At 63.3% G+C, this 12,102-nt stretch carries 11 protein-coding genes; 1 reads left to right on the top strand and 10 read right to left on the bottom strand.

All coding sequences use genetic code 11. The annotated features are described in order from the left end of the window. Nucleotides 1–10: 10 nt before the first annotated feature. The 7 genes from BLS08_RS00250 to BLS08_RS00220 all read right to left on the bottom strand — a co-directional run bounded on the left by BLS08_RS00250 (nucleotide 11) and on the right by BLS08_RS00220 (nucleotide 7,778). A complete protein-coding gene (locus tag BLS08_RS00250) occupies nucleotides 11–1,114 on the bottom strand; it encodes an ABC transporter ATP-binding protein (RefSeq protein WP_017676151.1) in 1,104 nt (367 codons plus the stop codon). A 15-nt stretch (nucleotides 1,115–1,129) separates the two neighbouring features. Next, complete coding sequence (locus tag BLS08_RS00245; protein WP_017676150.1) at nucleotides 1,130–1,963, bottom strand: carbohydrate ABC transporter permease; 834 nt, start codon at nucleotides 1,961–1,963, stop codon at nucleotides 1,130–1,132. A gap of 10 nt (nucleotides 1,964–1,973) precedes the next feature. Continuing rightward, nucleotides 1,974–2,906 carry a carbohydrate ABC transporter permease gene (locus tag BLS08_RS00240; protein ID WP_017676149.1) on the bottom strand — a complete coding sequence of 311 codons (933 nt, stop codon included), beginning with the start codon at nucleotides 2,904–2,906 and terminating at the stop codon, nucleotides 1,974–1,976. A gap of 152 nt (nucleotides 2,907–3,058) precedes the next feature. Then, nucleotides 3,059–4,369, bottom strand: coding sequence for an ABC transporter substrate-binding protein (locus BLS08_RS00235; protein ID WP_017676148.1), 1,311 nt, complete (start codon nucleotides 4,367–4,369; stop codon nucleotides 3,059–3,061). 227 nt (nucleotides 4,370–4,596) lie between these two features. Beyond that, on the bottom strand, nucleotides 4,597–5,502 hold the full coding sequence (locus BLS08_RS00230) for an AraC family transcriptional regulator (RefSeq protein ID WP_017676146.1): 906 nt from the start codon (nucleotides 5,500–5,502) through the stop codon (nucleotides 4,597–4,599). A gap of 151 nt (nucleotides 5,503–5,653) precedes the next feature. After that, the gene (locus BLS08_RS00225) at nucleotides 5,654–6,715 is read right to left on the bottom strand and encodes a PA0069 family radical SAM protein (protein ID WP_017676145.1); all 1,062 of its coding nucleotides are present in this window, start codon (nucleotides 6,713–6,715) and stop codon (nucleotides 5,654–5,656) included. A 76-nt stretch (nucleotides 6,716–6,791) separates the two neighbouring features. Continuing rightward, on the bottom strand, nucleotides 6,792–7,778 hold the full coding sequence (locus BLS08_RS00220) for a bile acid:sodium symporter family protein (RefSeq protein WP_017676144.1): 987 nt from the start codon (nucleotides 7,776–7,778) through the stop codon (nucleotides 6,792–6,794). An 81-nt stretch (nucleotides 7,779–7,859) separates the two neighbouring features. Between BLS08_RS00220 and BLS08_RS00215 the strand changes: the two genes are divergently transcribed. Continuing rightward, on the top strand, nucleotides 7,860–8,651 hold the full coding sequence (locus BLS08_RS00215) for an AraC family transcriptional regulator (protein WP_017676143.1): 792 nt from the start codon (nucleotides 7,860–7,862) through the stop codon (nucleotides 8,649–8,651). Nucleotides 8,652–8,663: 12 nt separating this feature from the next. Here BLS08_RS00215 and BLS08_RS00210 read toward each other — a convergent pair whose 3' ends face one another. From BLS08_RS00210 to prlC, 3 genes are read right to left on the bottom strand one after another with little or no spacing between them, the layout of a single operon-like run. Then, the gene (locus BLS08_RS00210; protein ID WP_017676142.1) at nucleotides 8,664–9,743 is read right to left on the bottom strand and encodes a hypothetical protein; all 1,080 of its coding nucleotides are present in this window, start codon (nucleotides 9,741–9,743) and stop codon (nucleotides 8,664–8,666) included. A gap of 25 nt (nucleotides 9,744–9,768) precedes the next feature. Further along, complete coding sequence (locus tag BLS08_RS00205; RefSeq protein WP_017676141.1) at nucleotides 9,769–10,056, bottom strand: YheV family putative zinc ribbon protein; 288 nt, start codon at nucleotides 10,054–10,056, stop codon at nucleotides 9,769–9,771. Beyond that, complete coding sequence (gene prlC, locus BLS08_RS00200; protein ID WP_017676140.1) at nucleotides 10,053–12,101, bottom strand: oligopeptidase A; 2,049 nt, start codon at nucleotides 12,099–12,101, stop codon at nucleotides 10,053–10,055. The genes BLS08_RS00205 and prlC overlap by 4 nt, the downstream gene beginning before the upstream one ends. Between the last annotated feature and the right edge of the window lies 1 nt (nucleotide 12,102).

Below are 12,102 nucleotides of genomic sequence, written 5' to 3'. Positions count from 1 at the left end.
TGGAGCGGCGTCAGGCGGCCTGCTGCAGTGGTTTGGCGACGGCTTGGCCATCGGCGTCGAAGAGGTGGCAGTGCGCCGTGTCGAAATCCAGGGTCAGGGCTTCGCCATAACGCGGCGCGAAGTCGCCGCGTACGCGCACCGTGAGCATCTCGCCCGAGGTGCAGCGCACATGGCAGAAGGTGTCGCTGCCCAGGCGCTCGCTGACGTCGGCGGTCACCTGCATGCGGCCCGCGCTGGTGCTGACCACGTTGAGGTGTTCCGGGCGTACGCCCAGGGTCACCGTGCTGCCGACGCTGAGGCCGGTGGCGGACTGCGGCAGCGTCACGTGCGTGCCGCATTCCAGCTGCACGTCGCAGCTGCCGGCCTCGACCCTGTTCAGGGTGCCGCGCAGAAAGCCCATCTTCGGCGTGCCGAGAAAGCCGGCGACGAACAGGTTGGCCGGGTGGTGATACAGCTCCAGCGGTGAGCCGACCTGCTCGACGCGACCGCCATTGAGCACCACCACCTTGTCGGCCAGGGTCATGGCTTCGACCTGGTCGTGGGTCACGTAGATCATGGTCGCCTGCAGATCCTTGTGCAGCCGTGCCAGCTCCAGGCGGGTCTGCACGCGCAGGGCGGCGTCGAGGTTGGACAGCGGCTCGTCGAACAGAAAGATCTTCGGGTTGCGCACGATGGCGCGGCCGATGGCCACGCGCTGGCGCTGGCCACCGGAGAGCTGCTTGGGTTTGCGTTCGAGCAGCGCCTCGAGCTGCAGGATGCGCGCGGCATTGGCGACCTTGGCTTCTATCTCCTGCTTACCCACCCGGGCCAGGTCGAGGGCGAAGGACAGGTTCTTGCGCACGGTCATGTGCGGGTACAGCGCGTAGGTCTGGAACACCATAGCCAGGTCGCGTTTGGCCGGTGCAGTGTCGGTGATGTCCTGGCCATCGAGTTCGATATGGCCGCTGCTGACCTCTTCCAGCCCGGCGATCAGGCGCAGCAGGGTGGATTTGCCGCAGCCGGACGGGCCGACGAAGACCACGAACTCGCGGTCGCGGATGTCCAGGTCGACACCCTGGATGATCGCCGTGCCGTCGAAGCCTTTTTGCAGATTGCGGATCTTCAGATCAGCCATGTGGAAGGTCTCCCGTTATTTCACCGCGCCGAAGGACAGGCCGCGTACAAGTTGTTTTTGGCTGATCCAGCCGAAGATCAGGATAGGCGCGCAGGCCAGGGTCGAAACGGCGGAGAGCTTGGCCCAGAACAGGCCCTCGGGGCTGGAGTAGGAGGCCACCAGGGCAGTCAGCGGGGCGGCGGCGGAGCTGGTCAGGTTGAGCGACCAGAACGCCTCGTTCCAGCACAGGATCAGCGACAGCAACATGGTCGATGCCAGGCCGCCGCGAGCGATCGGCAGCAGTACGCGGACGATCTCCTGCCAGGTGGTGGCGCCATCCAGGCGCGCCGCTTCGAGGATGTCCACGGGGATGTCCTTGAAGTAGGTGTAAACCATCCACACGATGATCGGCAGGTTGATCAGGGTGTAGATGATGATCAGCGCCAGGCGTGAATCGAGCAGACCGAACTGCTTGGCCAGCAGGTAGATCGGTACCAGCACGCCCACCGGTGGCAGCATCTTGGTCGACAGCATCCACAGCAGCGTGCGCTTGGTGTGGCGCGTCTCGAAGAAGGCCATGGAGTAGGCGGCTGGCACGGCCAGGAGCATGCACAGCAGCGTCGCCGAGAGGGAGATCAGCACCGAGTTCCAGGCGAAGGCGAAGTAGTCGCTGCGCTCGTTGATGTGCAGGTAGTTCTCCAGCGTCGGGGTGAAGATGAACTGCGGCGGCGTGGCGAAGGCGTCGATCTCGGTCTTCAGGCTGGTCAGCACCATCCAGAAGATCGGGAAGAAGATCACCGCGGCGATCGCCCAGGCCAGGGCGCCGATGATCAGGCTCTGCAGGCGACGGGATTGTTTCAGCGTCAGCATCTCAGGGCCCTCACTGCTTGTCGGTCAGGTTCTTGCCGATCATGCGGATCAGCACGATGGCGGCGATGTTGGCGATCACCACCGCGATCAGTCCGCCCGCCGAGGCCATGCCGACGTCGAACTGCAGCAGGGCCTGGGTGTAGATCAGGTAGGCGAGGTTGGTCGACTCGTAGCCGGGGCCGCCGCTGGTGGTGGTGTAGATCTCGGCGAATACCGAGAGCAGGAAGATGGTCTCGATCATCACCACCACGGCAATTGGCCGCGCCAGGTGCGGCAGGGTTAGGTGCCAGAAGATGGCGATGGGGCCGGCGCCGTCGAGGCGCGCGGCTTCCTTCTGCTCCTGATCCAGCGATTGCATGGCGGTCATCAGGATCAGGATGGCGAACGGCAGCCATTGCCAGGACACGATCATGATGATCGAGAACAGCGGGTGGTGCGCCAGCCAGTCCACCGGCTGGGCGCCGAAGAACTGCCAGATGGCGGCGAGAATCCCCGATACCGGATGGAAGATCAGGTTCTTCCACAGCAGCGCGCTGACCGTGGGCATGATGAAGAACGGCGAGATCAGCAGCACCCGTACGATGCCACGGCCGAAGAACTCGCTGGCCTCCAGCAGCGCCGAGATCAGCACGCCGAACACCACGCTGATCAGCAGCACGCTGCCCACCAGCAATACGGTATTGCCGGCGCCGGAGAGGAAAGCGGCGTCGGTGACGAAGTATTCGAAGTTCTCCAGACCGACGAAATCGTTCTCGCCGGGGTACAGCAGGTTGTAGCGGATCAGCGAGAAATAGACGGTCATGCTCAGCGGCACGATCATCCAGATCAGCAGCAGGGCCACCGAGGGGCTGACCAGAAACCAGCCGGGCGCCAGGCGCCTGGGCTTGCGCGCCACCGGCGTAGTGGCCTGCGTGGCGGGGGTATCGATGGCCGGAGAATTCATCATGCCTCCGAGGGCGGAATTGGGGGGGGGCGTAACGCAAGTGGGCGGCCGGTAGGGTGGGCCGGGCGGAGTTCCGTCCCGTAGGGTGGGCTTCAGCCCACCACGAACTCACGGTGAAACCCTGGTGGGCTAAAGCCCACCCTACAAAATGGCTACTTCGGGTAGCCAGCGCGCTTCATTTCCCGCTCGGTGCTCTGCTGTGCCGCTTGCAGGGCCTGCTGCGGTTGCATCTGCCCGGTGAGCGCGGCGGTGAACAGCTTGCCGACGCTGGTGCCGATGGCCTGGAACTCGGGAATGGTCACCAACTGGATGCCCACGTAAGGCACCGGCTTGGCGCTGGGGTCGGCCGGGTCGGCCTTCTGCAGCGAGTCCAGAGTGACCTTGGCGAACGGCGCGGCCTGCATGTAGGCGTCGCTGTAGGTCGAGGCGCGGGTGCCCGGCGGCACGTTGGCCACGCCATCCTTCTCGGCGACCAGTTCGGCATAGGCCTTGGAGGTGGCCCAGGCGCTGAAGGTCTTGGCGGCGTCCTTGGACTTGGAGCTGGTGGGAATCGCCAGGGCCCAGGAGTACAACCAGGAAGCGCCCTTGTCGGTGACCTGGGTCGGCGCGAAGGTGAAGCCGACGGCGTCGGCGACCTTGCTTTGCGAGGTATCGGTGACGAAGGAACCGGCCACGCTGGCATCGACCCACAGCGCGCACTTGCCGCTGTTGAACAGCGCCAGGTTCTCGTTGAAACCGTTGCTGGAGGCGCCGGGTGGGCCGTATTTCTTCATGTTGTCGACGTAGAAGTTCAGCGCGTTCTGCCATTCGCTGCCGGTGAATTCCGGCTGCCACTGCTCATCGAACCAGCGCGCACCGTGGGCGTTGGCCAGGGTGGTGATCAGCGCCATGTTTTCGCCCCAGCCGGCCTTGCCGCGCAGGCACAGGCCGTACTGGCCTTTGTCTGGCTGGTGCAGTTTGCCGGCGAATTCGGCCATCTGCTCCCAGGTCGGTTGCTCGGGCATTTCCAGACCGGCCTGCTCGAACAGGTCCTTGCGGTAATAGGTGATCGAGGCTTCGGCATAGAACGGCAGGGCGTACAGCGTGCCCTTGGCGGACAGGCCTTCGCGCACCGAGGGGAAGACGTCGTCTAGGTCGTAGTCGGCCGGCAGTTCGGTCATCGGCTCCAGCCAGCCTTTCTCGCCCCACAGCGCCGCTTCGTACATGCCAATGGTGAGCACGTCGAACTGGCCACCCTGGGTGGCGATATCTGTGGTCAGGCGCTGGCGCAGCACGTTCTCCTCGAGCACCACCCACTTCAGACGGATGTCGGGATTCTGTTCTTCGAAAGTCTTGGCGAGCCGCTGCATGCGGATCATGTCGCTGTTGTTGACCGTGGCGATGGTCAGGGTTTCGGCGCCCTGAGCAACCAGGGTGAGGGACAGGCAAGAGGCTGCAACGAGGGCTTTGATCGAGTTGTTCATGCTTGTGAACTCCTCTCCCGCGCCTGTATGGCTGCGGAAGATCGTTATTGTTTTTGTTTGGCTCGGGCCGGATTACACCCCCGCAGGCCTGCACGAACAAATCCTTGAGTGCACAGTGATCGATACTTTTTTGCACTGATCGGGCAGCGCCAAACCGCCACGGTAAGGGGTGTAACTCTCTGGCATGAGGGGTGTAGAGGAGGTCGGAGCAGGGGAGGACTACCGATTCAGTACAGGTTTTGCTCGGTCAGGCGCTGCACCGCCAGCTTGCGATAACCGGAGGGGGTCATGCCCTTGAGCTGCTGGAAACGGCGGTTGAAGTTGGAAATATTGCTGAAGCCGGACTCGAAGCACACGTCGGTCACCGGCTTGTCGCTTTTGCTCAGCAGCTCGCAGGATTTGCTCACCCGCAGGCGATTGACGAATTCGACGAAACCACGCCCGGTGGCCTGCTTGAAGAAGCGCGAAAAGTAGGTGGTGGTCATGCCCAGGTGCTCGGCGACTTCCTCCTGGCTGATGCCCTGCGCGTAGTGCTGGAAGATGTAGTCCACCGCCCGGTTGATGCGCTCGACATGCTGCTCGTCGCCCAGCTCCGAAGAGGTCACGGCCGAGAGCAACTGGTAATCCTCGCTGCCGGCGAGCAGCTCCATGAGGATGAAGAAATGGCCCAGGCGGGTGATGCCGCGGCTGTTGGCGATCTTGCCCATCAGTACGCCGGCTTCGCGAATCAGCAGCGGGTCGCGGAACTCGATGCCGAACTGCGCACGGGCCAGCAAGGGTTGCAGGGTCTTCAACTCGGCGAACACCGCCGTACCGCTCTCCAGCACTTCATCGGTGAAGTTGACCAGCATGTCGCGGGTTTCCACCACCTCGCCTTCCTCGACCTGGCTGATCCAGTTGTGCGGCAGGCCAGGGCCGGTGAGGAACAGGGTATAGGGGGAGAAATTGCCGATGTAGTCGCCGATGAACACCTTGCCGGAGCTGGCGACGATCAGGTGCAGCTCGTATTCCTTGTGAAAGTGCCAGCGCACCAGCGGCGAGGGAAAGCCGTGCTGGCGGTAGATCAGCGAATGGCCTTCATGGTCGTCCATCAGTTCGTAGGACGGGTCGGCTACGCGGGATGTGCGGGTCATGGTCGTCGTCGGTCAATGCCTCAAGAAGGATCTGTACGAAAAATACCTGCGCTCGGTGATGCTTCGTTAAAAAACGGTTCGCCTGACCTTCGCTCGGAAACTTTTCGTACGGATCCTGCCACGTTTTAACATATCGAGACGGGCTGCCAAGTCAGAGCAGGCTCAATTGCGCACCCGGCGGGCAGAACTGCGAACAGTCCAGCACCACGCTGCCTCGCTGATCCAGGCCGAGCCTGCGCCGCGCCAGGCGAAAACGCTGCTCCAGCAGATCGGCGAACAGGCCCTCGCCACGCATGCGGCTGCCGAAGCGGCTGTCGTAGTTCTTGCCGCCACGGCTCTGGCGAATCAGGCTCATCACGTGGGCGGCGCGATCCGGAAAGTGCACCTGCAGCCACTCCTCGAACAACCCGGCGATCTCCAGCGGCAGGCGCAGCAGTACGTAACCGGCCGAACGAGCGCCGGCGTCACGGGCGGCTTCCAGGAGTGCTTCCAGCTCCATGTCGTTGATCTGCGGAATCATCGGCGCGCAGATTGCGCTGACCGGGACACCCGTTTCATGCAGCGTGCGCATGGCACGCAGGCGCGCCGCTGGGGCGGCAGTGCGCGGCTCCATGATGCGTTTGAGTTCGTCATCCAGGGTGGTCAGGCTGAAGGCCACGCTGACCAGGTTGTGCCTGGCAAGCTCGCTGAGCAGGTCGAGGTCGCGCAGGATCAGTGAGCCCTTGGTGATGATGTGCAACGGGTGCTTGTAGCGCAGCAGGATTTCCAAGGCCTGGCGGGTCAGGCGCTGTTCGCGCTCGATGGGCTGGTAGGCGTCGGTGTTGATGCCCAGGGCGATGGGTTGCGGCACGTAGCCGGGTTTTTGCAGTTGCTCTTCGAGGCGTTCGGCCAGGTTGGTCTTGGCGATCAGGCGGGTTTCGAAGTCGATGCCCGGCGACATGTCCCAGTAAGCGTGAGTCGGCCTGGCAAAACAGTAGATGCAGCCATGCTCACAGCCACGGTAGGGGTTCACCGAGCGGTCGAAGCCTACATCCGGCGAGTTGTTGCGGGTGATCGCCGTCTTCGCCTGCTCCTTGCGCACTTCGGTGGCGCGACTTGGCGGGGTCTCGTCCTGATACCAGCCGTCGTCTTCCTGCTCCGAACGGGTCGGTGCATAGCGGTTGTGCGGATTGCTGGCGGTACCACGGCCACGTGGCGGCAGGCTGACGGACATGTTCGGACTCCAAAATATACTGTATAAAAATACAGTTATTTGAGACCCGGGCAAGTCCCTTCTGTCGCGGCGTCGATCAAACGGCCGCGATCTGCGGCGCTTCCTCACGCTTGGCATAACGCTGCGCCAGCACCGCGCAGACCATCAGCTGGATCTGGTGGAACAGCATCAGCGGCAGGATCAGTACGCCGATGGCGCCGCCGGCGAACAGCACCTGGGCCATGGGTACGCCGGTGGCCAGGCTCTTCTTCGAGCCACAGAATAGGATGGTGATGCGGTCTTCCAGGCTGAAACCCAGCCATTTGCCCAGCAGGTGGGTCAGCACCAGGGCCAGTGCCAACAACACGCAGCAGGCGGCAATCACCAGCAGCAGGGTGGTCAGCGGTACCTGCTGCCACAGGCCGCCAATCACCGCGGCGCTGAAGGCGGTGTAGACCACCAGCAGGATCGAGCTCTGGTCGACGTATTTCAGCCAGCTCTTGTTCTGGTTGACCCAGCCGCCGATCCAGCGCTGGGCGATCTGGCCGAGAACGAATGGCAGCAGCAACTGCAGGCTGATCTTGCCGATGGCATCGAGGGTCGAGCCGTTGTCGCCCTGCACGCCCATCAGCAAGGCCACCAGCAGCGGGGTGACGAAGATACCGAGCAGGCTGGAGGCCGCCGCGCTGCAGATCGCCGCCGGGATGTTGCCGCGCGCCAGCGAGGTGAAGGCGATGGCCGATTGCACGGTGGCCGGCAGCGCACACAGGTAGAGCATGCCCAGGTACAACTCCTTACCCAGCAGCGGCTCCAGTGCCGGCCTGAGCGCCAGGCCGAGCAGCGGAAAGAGGATGAAGGTGCAGGCGAATACCAGCAGGTGCAGACGCCAGTGCCCGGCACCAGCGAGAATCGCCTGACGCGACAGTTTGGCGCCGTGCATGAAGAACAGCAGGGCGATGGCCAGGTTGGTGATCCATTCGAAGATCGTGGCGACCTGGCCGCTGGCGGGTAGCAGTGTGGCGGCGAGCACAACGGCGAGCAGAGTCAGGGTGAAATTGTCGGGCAGCAGGCGGCGCAGGAACATGGCGAATCTCGGACTTGCGATACAGGAGGGCGCCAGACTATCGTCGTCGAAAATTTCCGGCTAACGCTAAAGAGCCAGCAAGTGTCGCCAAACAGACATCCCGCCACCCTGCATCGCAGCCTGCCCGAGCTGCCCAGCCTGCCTCGGCCGCTGTATGGCCGCACCGAATCGCTGACCAATCGCGCCCTGACCTTCCGCCATACCCACCCCTGGGTGCAGCTGTCTTACGCCATCGCCGGGGTGCTCGAGGTGCAGACCGCTGGGGCTCGCTTCGTCGCCCCTCCGCAGCGCGCGGTGTGGGTGCCGGCGGGGGTCGAACATCAGGTCTTCAGCTCGCCACGCACCGAGATGCGCAGCCTGTACATCGACGGCAGCGCGGTGCCCTGGGGGCCGGCCGAGTGCCGAGTGTTGGCGGTCAGCCCGCTGCTGCGCGAGCTGATTCGCGGTTTCAGTGCGTTGCCGGCCGAATACGACGAGCAGGGCGCGCCGGGTAGATTGGCGGCAGTGTTGCTGGACGAACTGCGCGCTGCGCCAGAGGTGGCGTTGATGCTGCCGCTGCCACAAGACGCGCGGCTGCGCGAGGTCTGTCAGGGGTTGGAGGATGCGATGCTGCGCCAGCTCGGTCTGGGCGAATGGGGCGAGCGCCTGGGGGTTTCGGAAAAGACCCTGAGCCGGCTGTTCCTGCGTGAGACGGGTCTGAGTTTTCGCGTCTGGCGCCAGCGACAGCGCCTGCTCGATGCGCTGAGCCCGTTGGAGCAGGGCGAGCGCGTCACCGATGTGGCGCTGGCCTGCGGCTATGACTCGCTATCGGCCTTTATCGCCGCCTTTCGCCGCCAGTTCGGCGCAACGCCGGGGGAGTTTTTCCGCGAGTAGGGCTATAGAGGCTCAGCGTAGCTGCACTGGCAGTGTCTTGCCGCCCTGCTGTTGCCAAATGCCCGTCAGCTCGCCACTTTTATCCACCCTAAGCTCGAAGTGCGCAGGTGGATAGCTGGACTCGTACAACTGCCGATACTCAGGAACGCTAGCGTCTCCTTCCAAGGGCGTATATTCAACTTTCGCATCGCGATACAAGGCACTCGATAGGCGATTGCGGCTCTTATGACTCAGGACAAGAGTTATCGGAATAGAGCCATCGAGGCTACCTTGATAGACACCGCCTGCCCGAATGTCGGGTGGACGCTTACAGTTGGCACCGTCTTTGATAAGTAGGCAGTGTCCATACGGAGTGAGATCATCTTCCAGCGCCCTGTAGCTGATGAGATTCTCGAAGTCGCCAAGCGCGTCCAAGTCTCGTATGTAGGGGAGCATACAGCCTGTTATGCTCATGGTCAGATGCTGACTGCCCAAGTGGACGTGCTCTTCGTCAATGCTCCTGCCCAAGCGAGTTTGTCTGCATTGCTCGTAGGTAATGCGTTGCAATGCGGCTCTCTCGGGGTTGGAGCTATCCAGTGATACCGCTCGACCGTCTCTGCCATTAGTGATGATCTCACCGCTAAGGAAGTCCGTAATACGTTGACTGCGCTGTTGGCGAAGCTGCGCGTGCAGATTCCGCAGCCCACTTTCACTCAGCAATTGTTCGAGAATGATCGGTTGGCCGCTGGCTAGATCGAACAGATAGTTGATGGATTGCCTGGACGTGAACGCTCCGCCCGTATCACTCTCGATGGTTACCGCCAAAAAGCCCGGCCCGTACCTATCCACGTGATAATCCAGGCGTGTCACACCCCAGATTTCGCCCTCCTTCGGCCAGATATTTTCGAACGGGGAGCTTTCGAAGCTATCTGGAAGGAGCTTCAATTCAATGGCATGCAGGTAGGTGTTGATGCGTTTTACCGCATCGCCGGTTCCCAACAGTTTCGGGAAGCGGTATGTGCCGTTGCCATGCTCTGTTTGCAACGACTCTATCTGGACTTCCGCGGCTAGAGGCAAAGCGAATGTCAGAAGTATCAACGAAAGAATGCGCATAGGCCCTCCATGGCCAGAAGTGGGATTACTCGCTCGGTTTTTTCAGCTTGGGATTGGGGAAGAACTGCACGGCCTGCACATTGGGGTCGGCTGCCTTGGGCTTCAGGCCGCTGACGTTGACCCGCGTGGGGATCTCCTTGGGCACCGAATTACCGCGTGCGTCGAGGGTGTCGGCGTAGCCGCACTTGACGCATTCGCGGTGCGGCACGCCGTCGACGTTCCACATCTTGATGCTGTCGGTCTCGCTGCACGCCGGGCACACGGCGCCGGCGATAAAGCGTTTCGGGGTGCTGTTCACAGGCGCATCGCTCATGCGGCCTCCTGGCTCAGGCCGAGGTGGCGCAGCAGGGCATCGATGCTCGGCTCTCGACCGCGGAAGTCGACGAACAGCACCATCGGTTCCTGCGAGCCGCCGCGGGCGAGGATCGCTTCGCGGAAAGCGCGGCCGGTCTCGGCGTTGAACACGCCTTCTTCCTCGAACTTGGAGAAGGCGTCGGCACTGAGCACCTCGGCCCACTTGTAGCTGTAGTAACCGGCCGCATAGCCACCGGCGAAGATGTGCGCAAAGCCGTTGGCGAAACGGTTGTAGGCCGGCGGGCGCAGTACCGAGACTTCGCTGCGGATCGCCTCAATCACGTCCAGCACGCTGCGGCCATCGCCGTGGCTGGCGTGCAGCTCGAAGTCGAACAGCGAGAACTCCAGCTGGCGCACCATCATCAGCCCGGACTGGAAGTTCTTCGCCGCCAGCATCTTGTCCAGCATGGCCTGCGGCAGCGCCTCGCCGGTCTCGAAATGGCCGGAGATCAGCGCCAGGCCTTCGGGCTCCCAGCACCAGTTCTCCATGAACTGGCTCGGCAGCTCCACCGCGTCCCAGGCCACGCCGTTGATGCCCGAGGCACCGGCGTGCTCGACGCGGGTCAGCAGGTGATGCAGGCCATGGCCGAATTCGTGGAACAGGGTGGTGACCTCATCGTGGGTCAGCAGCGCCGGTTTGCCGCCGACCGGCGGGGTGAAGTTGCACACCAGGTTGGCCACCGGGGCGATCAGCTTGCCCTGAGCGTCGCGGCGCTTGTCGCGGGCGCCGTCCATCCAGGCGCCGCCGCGCTTGTTGGCGCGGGCGTAGAGGTCGAAGAAGAGGCGGCCGACGTGTTGGCCGTTCTCGCTGATCTCGAACAGGCGCACATCCGGGTGCCAGGTGTCGAAGCCCTTCAGCTCGCGAATTTCGATGCCGTAGAGCTTCTGCACGATGGCAAACAGGCCGGTGAGCACCTTGTCCACGGGGAACCAGGCGCGCACTTCTTCCTGGGAAATGCTGTAGCGCTGCTGGCGCAGGCGCTCGCTGTAGTAGCCGACGTCCCAGCTCTGCAGGTCATCCAGGCCCTGCTCGGCGGCGAAGGCCTTGAGCTCGGCGAGATCCTGCTCGGCGAAAGGCTTGCTGCGCACGGCCAAGTCGCGTAGGAAGCTCAGCACCTGGTCGGTGTTCTCGGCCATCTTGCTGGCCAGGCTCAGTTCGCTGTAGTTGGCGAAGCCGAGCAGGCGCGCCAGTTCCTGGCGCAGGTCGAGAATCTCGCTCATCAGCGGGCCGTTGTCGTTCTGCCCGGCGTTCGGCCCCTGGTCGGAGGCGCGGGTGCAGTAGGCGGCATAGACCTCTTCGCGCAGGGCGCGGTCATCGGCGTAGGTCATCACCGCGTAGTAGCTGGGGAATTCCAGGGTGATCAGCCAGCCGTCCAGGCCTTTGGCCTCTGCGGCCTGTTTCATCTGCGCCTTGGCCGAGTCGGTCAGGCCGCTCAGCAGGGTTTCGTCGGTGACGTGCTTGGTCCAGGCCTGGGTGGCGTCGAGCAACTGGTTGGAGAACTTGCTGGTCAGCTCGGACAGGCGCATCTGGATTTCGCCATAGCGCTTCTGCTGCTCGGCCGGCAGGTCGATGCCGGACAGACGGAAGTCACGCAGGGCGTGTTCGAGAATGGTCTTCTGCGCCACGTCGAAATTGGCCGCAGCCGGGCTCTTGGCCAGTGCGTCATAGGCCTCGAACAGCGGCTTGTTCTGGCCCATCTCCGTCCAGTATTCCGACAGCTTGGGCAGGCAGGCCTCGTAGGCCGCGCGCAGCTCTGGGCTGTTGCATACGGCGTTGAGGTGGCTCACCGGGCTCCAGGCCCGGCCCAGGCGCGCGCCCAGCTCGTCCAGAGCCAGCACCAGGCCGTCCCAGCTCGGATTGGCCTGCTGTTGTTCGAGCAGTTTGGCGATGGCAGCGCGGCTGTCTGCCAGGATCTGGTCGACGGCGGGCTCGACGTGTTCCGGTTTGATCTGCGAATAGGGCGGCAGGTCGAAGTCTTGCAGCAGGGGGTTGTTCGCGGTCACG

Origin of the sequence: Ectopseudomonas chengduensis (genome assembly GCF_900102635.1) — a bacterium.
Classification (GTDB): domain Bacteria; phylum Pseudomonadota; class Gammaproteobacteria; order Pseudomonadales; family Pseudomonadaceae; genus Aquipseudomonas; species Aquipseudomonas chengduensis.
Note: the sequence above shows the minus strand (reverse complement) of the source record. Positions and strands in the feature narration are given on the sequence as shown.